The sequence below is a fragment of the Rhodococcus sp. GQ147 genome, assembly GCF_059759155.1.
The window spans coordinates 268,179-276,826 of record NZ_JCAXDU010000005.1; the positions used below are offsets into that span (position 1 = coordinate 268,179).

An 8,648-nucleotide genomic window follows, 5' to 3' on the forward strand; every position below is an offset into this window, starting at 1 on the left:
GGCCATGGAATCGCGGAAGCCGGAGTCCGTGCCGGATCAGCCCAGTCTGGTCCGGCCCTACTCCCTGACTTCGGGACGTACGAGTCCTGCGGTCGAACTGGCGTTGGAGGCGCTCATCCAGGCCATTCCGGGAACCGACGATCGGTCCCGGGATCTGGACAACATCAATGCCACGATCCTGGAGCTGTGCAAGGAATCACCCTCCGTCGCGGAGATCGCCGCGCGCGTGGGGGTGCCGATCGGCGTGGCACGCGTGCTCGTCGCCGATCTCGTCGAAGCCGGACACGTACAGATCCTGGCCACGCTGAAAGACGATTCGAGCGACGCGGAGCGTCGTGAGCTGATTGAAAGGGTCCTCAGTGGACTTCGCGAACTCTAACGCCACGAAGCGCGTGACCTCGACCAAGATCGTGATCGCCGGAGGCTTCGGCGTCGGTAAGACGACTCTGGTCGGGACGGTGTCGGAAATCGTGCCGCTTCGTACCGAGGCGCTCGTGACGAACGCCAGCGACGGCGTCGACAACCTCTCTGCGACACCGCAGAAGGCGACCACCACGGTCGCCATGGACTTCGGTCGTATCAGTCTGGCCGACGACCTCGTCCTCTACCTGTTCGGCACGCCCGGACAGCACCGCTTCTGGTTCATGTGGGACGACCTGATCCGCGGCGCCATCGGGGCGATTGTGCTGATCGATACGCGTCGCCTGGATGAGAGCTTCGCCGCCGTCGACTTCTTCGAGGCGCGCAATCTCCCGTTCATCGTCGCCATCAACGAATTCGACGATGCTCCCCGGTACCCGCTCGAGGACATCCGTCAGGCGATGGCGATCTCGGCGGATGTGCCGATCGTGTCGATCGATGCGCGAGCACGTGAGTCGGCGAAGCAGGCCCTGGTCACCGTCACCGAATACGCACTGCGGAAGCTGCACCAGCCGGTGACCCAGTAATGGGGGAGGGCCTCGAACTCTTCACGATGGGCTCGTGGGTCACGGTCCTTGCCTATCTGACCTCGGCGATCGGGGTGTTCATCGGGGTCACCGGTGCTCGACGGGTCCGTACCACCTCCAGCGACCGATTGCGTTCGTACTGGATGATTCTCGCTGCCCTGGTGAGCGGTGGCGTCGGTGTCTGGCTCGCTATGTTCCTTCCGATGGCGGGCTTCAACGTCGAGGACAGTGTGGTGCGGTTCGACACCGTCACCATCGTGTTCTCGATGCTCGTCGCGCTGGTGTCGGTGTACGTGGCGCTGCTCGTCGCGATCCCGGACAACGCTCCCGCCACCCTCGCCCGGACGGTCACGGGTGCTCTCGTGCTGGGCGCCGGCCTTGCGGGCGCGCCGTTCTCGGTCCTCGCAGCGGTGCGGATCCAGGGATCGCTGACCTTCGATCCGCTCTGGGTCGCCGCAGCGGTGGGGCTGGCGATCGCGACGGCCGTGGGCTTCCTGGCCCAGGTGAAGACGGCGGACACGTGGCCCAAGCGCCTGCTGAGCAGCGCGTTGGCCGGCGTCGCCGTGATCGCGGTGCACTTCCTTGCCGCCGCGTCGGTCCGTGTGGAGATCGACCCCGCCGTGGTGGTTTCCGGTGGGATCGAGGTCTTCTCCATTCTCTTCCCGCTCTTCGTCGTAGGCCTGTTGCTGCTGGCCGTTCCGATCGTCCTGGTGCTCCAGGCCCCGGATCGTCTTGCGGCGGAACTGGAAGAGGAATCCGAGCGGTGGGCGGCCGACGGCCCGGTAGATCCCGTCGACGGTCGGACCTTCTGAATATCGTCCGAACATGTTGTAAGTCAACATATCTGGTTGAAATCCCGGAAGTGGAGTAGTCTTCTGTGCAGCGTCGGGGGTCGCTGTCGGTCTACTCGGCACGACACGGATCGATGTGCCGTGCGTGCCGCTTCCTGGGGGGCAACATGTCGCACGAGGTTCACCATTTTTCCATGGGCGGTTGGCTTTTCGCACTCGCCTACATCACGTCCGCAGTGGGGTGCTATGCCGGTCTGTCCTGCGCGCGCAAGGCTGCGAACGCATGGACGTCGGTCGCCCGGACCCGATGGACACTCATGGCAGCCCTGTCCATCGGGGGCGTCGGAATCTGGTTGATGCACTTCATCGGGATGATGGGCTTCGACGTACCCGGTTCCGCGATCCGTTACGACCTCGGACTGACGCTGCTGTCGGTCGCGCTCGCCGTGACGGCCACGCTGGTCGGATTGCGGATCCTCGACACCGACGTGCAGTGGATCCGTGGGTTGCCGTCGGATGTCCGGCTTCTCGTCGGCGGCGTGATCATGGGCTTCGCGGTCGCCGGCATGCACTACAGCGGCATGGCCGCGGTGCGGATCCAGGGCGAACTCGAGCAGGGACGGTCGTACGTCGCGGCGTCCGTCGCGATCGGTGTCGTCGCGTCGATCGTCGCGTTGTGGCTGTCGCGGGTCGCGGAACGGCCGGCCGTGCGGATCCCGGCCGCCGCCGTCATGGGATGCGCCGTGGTGGCACTGCACTACACGGGCATGGCCGGGATCGCGGTGACCGTCGATCCGTCCGCTCCGAATCCGGAGGGGATGACCATCATGACCCTGCTGTTCCCTGGGTTCATCATCGGTGTCGCGCTGCTCGCGGTGCCGGTCGTAGCTCTGATGGCATCGGCGAGCACACAGGACCTCGAGCAGGAGCGGGAGATGGCGATCTGGCTCGGTGGGGACGGCCCTGAGACGGTCTCCCGTCCTTACGGGCGACATGTGAAACGGTGATGTGATGTGAACACCCACAGCGCGATAAGCTCGCTTACGCTGCTGGAAAGTCGGGGTGCAGCCCGCATCGGGTAGGTCGTGGCGCGTGCCCTCCGAGCGCGGTGGTGACAGCGCGCCGCTGTGAGGACCTCACGTGTCGCACGACGTACACCACTTCTCCATGGGGATGTGGGTTTTCCTCCTCTCCTACGCCACCGCTGTGATGGGCTCCTTCGTCGGATTGTCCTGTGTCCGGCGGTCGCTCGAAGAGCCGCGGCGCAGCGGCAACTGGTGGCTCCTCATGGCATCGTGGTCCATCGGCGGCGTGGGCATCTGGCTCATGCATTTCATCGGCATGATGGGCTTCTCCGTGCCGGGTACGACCATCCGATACGAACTGGCACCGACCGTCTTCTCTGTCGTGCTCGCCGTCGTCGCGACCCTCGTGGGTCTGCGGATCGCCGACGTGCACGACGTCAGCAAGCACCGCATTCCCGAATCGGTGCGGTTGCTCATCGGCGGTCTGCTCATGGGCGCCGCCGTCAGCATGATGCACTACAGCGGCATGTACGCCATCCGCATCCGGGGCGCGATCGAACACGAGACGGGGTACGTGATCGCCTCGGTGATCATCGGTGTCGTCGCCTCCACGGCCGCGCTCGCACTGGCCCGCCGCACGCGTCGTCTCGAGATCCGCGTCGTCGCGGCCTTCGTCATGGGATGCGCGGTCGTGGCGCTGCACTACACCGGCATGGCCGGCGTGCGGGTCACCCTCGATCCGAGCATGCCCGCGCCCGAAGGCATGACCGTGATGTCGCTGCTGTTCCCTGCGTTCGTCCTCGGCATCATCGTCCTGGCCGTGCCGATCACCGCGCTGCTGCTCGCCTCCGACCCGGAGGACGCCGTGCGCGACGCCCGGCTCGGGCAGTGGGCGTCGGAGGCGGAACGGCAGGTGGACCGCGACCCGGTCACCGGATCCCACATGTGAGAACTCGGTTCCGGACAGATCTCGGGCTGTGAAGTGCCTGTCCTTCTCGGCATCGGCTGACCTGCACCTATAGACTCGTGTGGTTGCGAGACGTCCGTCGGGCCGAAGGCCGGAGCCGGGCGTGCGAGCCGAGTAGAAGAAGGAGCTCATGACCGACACCACGTTGCCTCCGGAGGGGCCGGGGCACGACCGCATCGAGCCCGTCGACATCCAGCAGGAGATGCAGAGCAGTTACATCGATTATGCGATGAGCGTGATCGTGGGCCGTGCTCTGCCCGACGTGCGTGACGGTCTCAAACCGGTGCACCGTCGCGTGCTCTATGCGATGTTCGACAACGGCTTCCGTCCCGACCGCGGGTACGTGAAGTCGGCGCGCGCGGTCGCCGAGACCATGGGCAACTACCACCCGCACGGCGACGCGTCGATCTACGACACGCTCGTGCGTCTGGCGCAGCCGTGGTCGATGCGCTATCCACTCGTCGACGGCCAGGGCAACTTCGGTTCCCGCGGCAACGACGGCGCCGCCGCCATGCGGTACACCGAGTGCCGGCTCACGCCGCTCGCGATGGAGATGCTGCGGGAGATCGACCACGAGACGGTCGATTTCCAGCCGAACTACGACGGCCGCACGCAGGAACCGACGGTTCTCCCCAGCCGTATCCCCAACCTGTTGATCAACGGTTCGGGCGGTATCGCGGTCGGTATGGCCACCAACATCCCGCCGCACAATCTCGGGGAGGTTGCGGAGGCCATCTACTGGGCGCTCGACAACTTCGAGGCCGACGAGGAGACCACCCTCGCCGCGGTCATGGAGCGGATCAAGGGACCGGACTTCCCGACCGCCGGCCTGATCACGGGCACGCAGGGCATCCACGATGCCTACACGACCGGTCGCGGATCGGTGAAGATGCGCGGCGTCGTGGAGATCGAAGAGGACTCCAAGGGCCGCACCAGCATCGTCATCACCGAGCTGCCGTACATGGTCAACCCGGACAACCTCATCACGTCGATCGCCGAACAGGTCCGCGACGGCAAGATCGCGGGCATCTCCGACATCCACGACGAGTCGTCCGACCGCGTGGGCATGCGCATCGTCGTCACTGTCCGCCGCGACGCGGTGGCCAAGGTGGTTCTCAACAACCTCTACAAGCACACGCAGCTGCAGACGAGTTTCGGCTGCAACATGCTGTCGATCGTCGACGGGGTGCCGCGCACGCTGCGCCTCGACCAGATGATCCGGTTGTACGTCGACCACCAGATCGAGGTCATCGTCCGGCGTACGCGGTACCTGCTGCGCAAGGCCGAGGAACGCGCCCACATTTTGCGCGGCCTGGTCAAGGCCCTCGACGCGCTCGACGAGGTCATCGCGCTCATCCGCGCGTCGCAGACCGTCGACATCGCGCGCGCCGGCCTGATCGATCTGCTCACGGTCGACGAGATCCAGGCCGACGCCATCCTGGCGATGCAGCTGCGTCGCCTGGCTGCTCTCGAGCGTCAGAAGATCGTCGACGACCTCGCCGAGATCGAGCGCGAGATCGAGGACTACAAGGACATCCTGGCCCGTCCGGAGCGGCAGCGCGCCATCGTCCGCGACGAGCTGAAGGAGATCGTCGACAAGTACGGCGACGAGCGCCGCACGCGGCTTGTCGCGGCCGACGGCGATGTCAACGACGAGGACCTCATCGCACGTGAGGACGTCGTCGTCACCATCACCGAGACCGGTTACGCCAAGCGCACGCGCACCGACCTGTACCGCTCGCAGAAGCGCGGCGGCAAGGGCGTCAAGGGCGCCGAGCTCAAGCAGGACGACATCGTCAAGCACTTCTTCGTGACGTCCACGCACGACTGGCTGCTGTTCTTCACGACGAAGGGCCGCGTCTACCGCGCGAAGGCGTACGAGCTGCCCGAGGCGAATCGCACGGCGCGTGGTCAGCACGTCGCGAACCTCCTGGCCTTCCAGCCCGACGAGCGCATCCAGGGCGTCATCCGCCTCAAAACCTACGAGGATGCGCCGTACCTGGTGCTCGCGACCCGCAACGGCCTGGTCAAGAAGTCGCGCCTGTCGGACTTCGACTCCAACCGTTCGGGCGGCATCGTCGCGATCAACCTGCGCGGCGACGACGAGCTCGTCGGCGCGGTGTTGTGCTCCGCCGAGGACGATCTGCTGCTCGTCTCGCAGCAGGGCCAGTCGATCCGTTTCTCGGCCACCGACGAGGCGCTGCGTCCGATGGGCCGCGCGACCTCCGGTGTGCAGGGCATGCGGTTCAACGGCGAGGACAAGCTGCTCTCGCTCAACGTCGTCAAGGAGGGCACGTACCTGCTGGTCGCTACCTCGGGTGGTTACGCCAAGCGCACCCCGATGGAGGACTACCCGGTCCAAGGTCGCGGCGGTAAGGGTGTTCTGACCATCCAGTACGACCGCAAGCGTGGCAACCTGGTCGGGGCGCGCATCGTCGAGGACGACGACGAGTTGTACGCCATCACCTCGAGCGGCGGTGTCATCCGCACTGCGGCGAAGCAGGTGCGCAAGGCAGGCCGTCAGACCAAGGGCGTGCGGCTCATGAACCTGGCCGAGGGCGATACATTGCTCGCGATCGCGCGCAACGCCGACGAGCCGGACGAAGCCGACGCAGCCGGAGCTAAGGAGTCGTAAGTGAGCACTCCCCAGGGACCGAACGGGGCCGATCGCGGGCAAACCGGTCGGAAGCCGGAGGACCGTACAGAGAACGAGGTGAAGCCCGAGAACAAGGGCACGCAGCAGGGCCCGGCCTCGGAGCAGAAACCGGCGCCGGAGAACCGGCCGTCGCAGTCGTCACCGGCCCAGCCTTCGCAGGCTCCTGGGGCACCGGCGGAGGGTTCGTCCGCTCCCGCAGCGGGAGCAGCGGACCCGGCACCCGTGCAGGGTCCGGCCGACCAGCAGCCGGCAGCAGGCCGGAAGGCCGCCGAGCCGACGGCGAAGGCGGCGCAGGACACGCCTGCTCAGGGCGGCCCCCAGAAGTCCGGTGGTGCCTCAGCGGACGGTAAGAACGGATCGGCTGCGGCCGATCAGCCGGCCACAGGTCAGCAACGCACCGCCCAGATGCCCCGCTCCGGCGGCCCGACCCCTCCCTGGCAGCGGGGAGCGGCGTCGGCGCAGTCGGGCTCCCCGCAGAACGCTCCGCAGACGAACGTTCCAGGTGTGGGTCAGGGTCTGTCCAAGCAGGGTGGAGCGCCTCAGCGCCCCGCTGGGGCCTCGGCCAAGGGCTCTGCGGCCGGAGGCCCGGAGCCGTCGACGCGTCCCGTCGTGACCGGCACAGCGGCTCCCAATGCCGCCGGAGGAGCTAGCCCGGCCGGGGGCGGAGACGCCGCGCGCGGGACGCGCGACCGGGCTGCTGCAGCGAAGGCGAAGTCCGCGGTAATCGACGGCCCGACACGGCACATCGAACGCAAGGATCTCGCCAAGGACCTGCCGGATCTGTCCGCAGTGAAGCATCCGTCGACCGGTTCGCCGAGCACGGGGGAGACCCCGCAGGTGAGCGCCCCCGCCACCACCGCGGTGCCCACGGCGATCCCCGCCGCCGGACCGCTGCGGGCCACCGTGCAGATCCGCCGTATCGACCCCTGGTCGATGCTGAAGATCTCGTCGGTGATCTCGGTGTCGTTGTTCTTCGTGTGGATGATCGCGGTCGGCCTACTCTACGGCGTGCTGGCCGGCATGGGGGTATGGGAACGCCTCAACAGTGCGTTCACCGACATCGTCTCCGACGCCGGTAGCGGTGCGCTCGTCTCGGCCGGCCAGGTGTTCGGCTACGCGACGATCATCGGCATCGCCAACACGGTGTTGCTGACGGCTCTCGCGACCCTCGGTGCGTTCATCTACAACCTCTGCACCGATCTCGTAGGCGGCGTTCAGGCCACCCTCGCGGACCCGGATTGACCTGCCGGAACGCTGCCCCGCCGAGGCGATTTGTTTCCGGCGACCCCGGTGGGGTAGTGTTCCATCTCGGTTCGAGGGCCTATAGCTCAGGCGGTTAGAGCGCTTCGCTGATAACGAAGAGGTCGGAGGTTCAAGTCCTCCTAGGCCCACTCCCGTGCCGAAAGGATGATCGGAATGAGGGTTCTCGCACTCGTGGGAACCGGGATTCTGATCGTTCTCGAAATCGCTCGCATGCTTCGGAGCGAAGACGAATGGCACGCGGTTCCCAGTCGCTGACGCGGCGGACGGGGCCTTAGCTCAGTTGGTAGAGCGCTGCCTTTGCAAGGCAGATGTCAGGAGTTCGAATCTCCTAGGCTCCACAAGAAAATATCGAGGTAGAGGGCGTTTTCCGGGATTTCGGAAGACGCCCTCTTCTCGTTCTGCCCACTTTTTGCCCACATCCGCACCAGAGATGGTCGGGGAACGCGCGGTGGACCGCACGGTCTATGTCGCCTAGGGATACCGCCTCCATACAGATCTTTTGGCCGCCGCGAACCGAGTCAGTACTTCAACTCGAATCGATCTGTACTGACGTAGTCGGCTGGTTCCAAGATCACCGTGCCGGACGTGCCCTGCTGGGGAACCACGAAGCTCGCCCTATAGATCGAGTTCGTTTCCCAACTATCAAGATCCGCCCCGTCTTCTTCGACGCTGAGGCAGTACGAGGCATCTTCGTCCATCCCCGCTTCGTCGATTACCACACCGTCATCCCCTCGTACCTTCCAAAGGAACGGGTCGAAGATCGATGTGTAGTCCTCTGGAACGGTTTCGCCGGTGCGAACTGTCAGATCAACTCGCAGAAATTGCTTGTCGAGCGGACCGTCATATGCCGCGCCAGTGCATTCGGCCCCGCTAAGGGGAAGGAACGAGTCCACGGTGAACACGAGCTCCACGCCGTTGCTCAAGGTGAGTGTGTTGGGCTGGCCGACGACCACTTCTGTCGCGCGTGGCGGCAGTTGCGTAGTTGTGGTGGGTGGGCAG

At 65.9% G+C, this 8,648-nt stretch carries 8 protein-coding genes and 2 tRNA genes; 9 read left to right on the top strand and 1 reads right to left on the bottom strand.

Annotation, left to right across the window (positions count from 1 at the left end; translation table 11 throughout):
* The first annotated feature begins 4 nt into the window (after nt 1–4).
* From AC6CID_RS08825 to AC6CID_RS08865, 9 genes are all read left to right on the top strand, one after another.
* Entirely contained in the window at nt 5–379 is a 375-nt protein-coding gene (locus AC6CID_RS08825; RefSeq protein ID WP_006550918.1) for a DUF742 domain-containing protein, read from the top strand.
* Between the two features lie 13 nt (nt 380–392).
* On the top strand, nt 393–947 hold the full coding sequence (locus tag AC6CID_RS08830) for a GTP-binding protein (RefSeq protein WP_024102547.1): 555 nt from the start codon (nt 393–395) through the stop codon (nt 945–947).
* On the top strand, nt 947–1,759 hold the full coding sequence (locus AC6CID_RS08835; protein ID WP_006550920.1) for an MHYT domain-containing protein: 813 nt from the start codon (nt 947–949) through the stop codon (nt 1,757–1,759). Before AC6CID_RS08830 ends, AC6CID_RS08835 begins: the two co-directional genes overlap by 1 nt.
* Before the next feature lie 146 nt (nt 1,760–1,905).
* Nucleotides 1,906–2,745, top strand: coding sequence for an MHYT domain-containing protein (locus AC6CID_RS08840; protein WP_024102548.1), 840 nt, complete (start codon nt 1,906–1,908; stop codon nt 2,743–2,745).
* A 133-nt stretch (nt 2,746–2,878) separates the two neighbouring features.
* Nucleotides 2,879–3,712 carry an MHYT domain-containing protein gene (locus AC6CID_RS08845; protein ID WP_498353840.1) on the top strand — a complete coding sequence of 278 codons (834 nt, stop codon included), beginning with the start codon at nt 2,879–2,881 and terminating at the stop codon, nt 3,710–3,712.
* Between the two features lie 148 nt (nt 3,713–3,860).
* A complete protein-coding gene (gene gyrA / locus AC6CID_RS08850) occupies nt 3,861–6,365 on the top strand; it encodes a DNA gyrase subunit A (RefSeq protein WP_006550923.1) in 2,505 nt (834 codons plus the stop codon).
* The gene (locus tag AC6CID_RS08855) at nt 6,366–7,628 is read left to right on the top strand and encodes a DUF3566 domain-containing protein (protein WP_019290463.1); all 1,263 of its coding nucleotides are present in this window, start codon (nt 6,366–6,368) and stop codon (nt 7,626–7,628) included. It abuts the gene before it with no gap.
* A gap of 75 nt (nt 7,629–7,703) precedes the next feature.
* Nucleotides 7,704–7,777, top strand: a tRNA-Ile gene (locus tag AC6CID_RS08860).
* A gap of 137 nt (nt 7,778–7,914) precedes the next feature.
* Nucleotides 7,915–7,987: transfer RNA gene (locus tag AC6CID_RS08865), tRNA-Ala, on the top strand.
* A 180-nt stretch (nt 7,988–8,167) separates the two neighbouring features.
* On the opposite strand, the gene AC6CID_RS08870 is transcribed toward AC6CID_RS08865, so the two are convergent.
* Nucleotides 8,168–8,648: hypothetical protein (locus tag AC6CID_RS08870; RefSeq protein WP_498353841.1), on the bottom strand; the 481-nt coding region annotated here is incomplete at its 5' end.

Coding starts and splice junctions, on each gene's coding strand:
- AC6CID_RS08835 (WP_006550920.1), top strand. CDS start 947: ATGGGGGAGGGCCTCGAACTCTTCACGATGGGCTCGTGGGTCACGGTC.
- gyrA (WP_006550923.1), top strand. CDS start 3,861: ATGACCGACACCACGTTGCCTCCGGAGGGGCCGGGGCACGACCGCATC.
- AC6CID_RS08825 (WP_006550918.1), top strand. CDS start 5: ATGGAATCGCGGAAGCCGGAGTCCGTGCCGGATCAGCCCAGTCTGGTC.
- AC6CID_RS08840 (WP_024102548.1), top strand. CDS start 1,906: ATGTCGCACGAGGTTCACCATTTTTCCATGGGCGGTTGGCTTTTCGCA.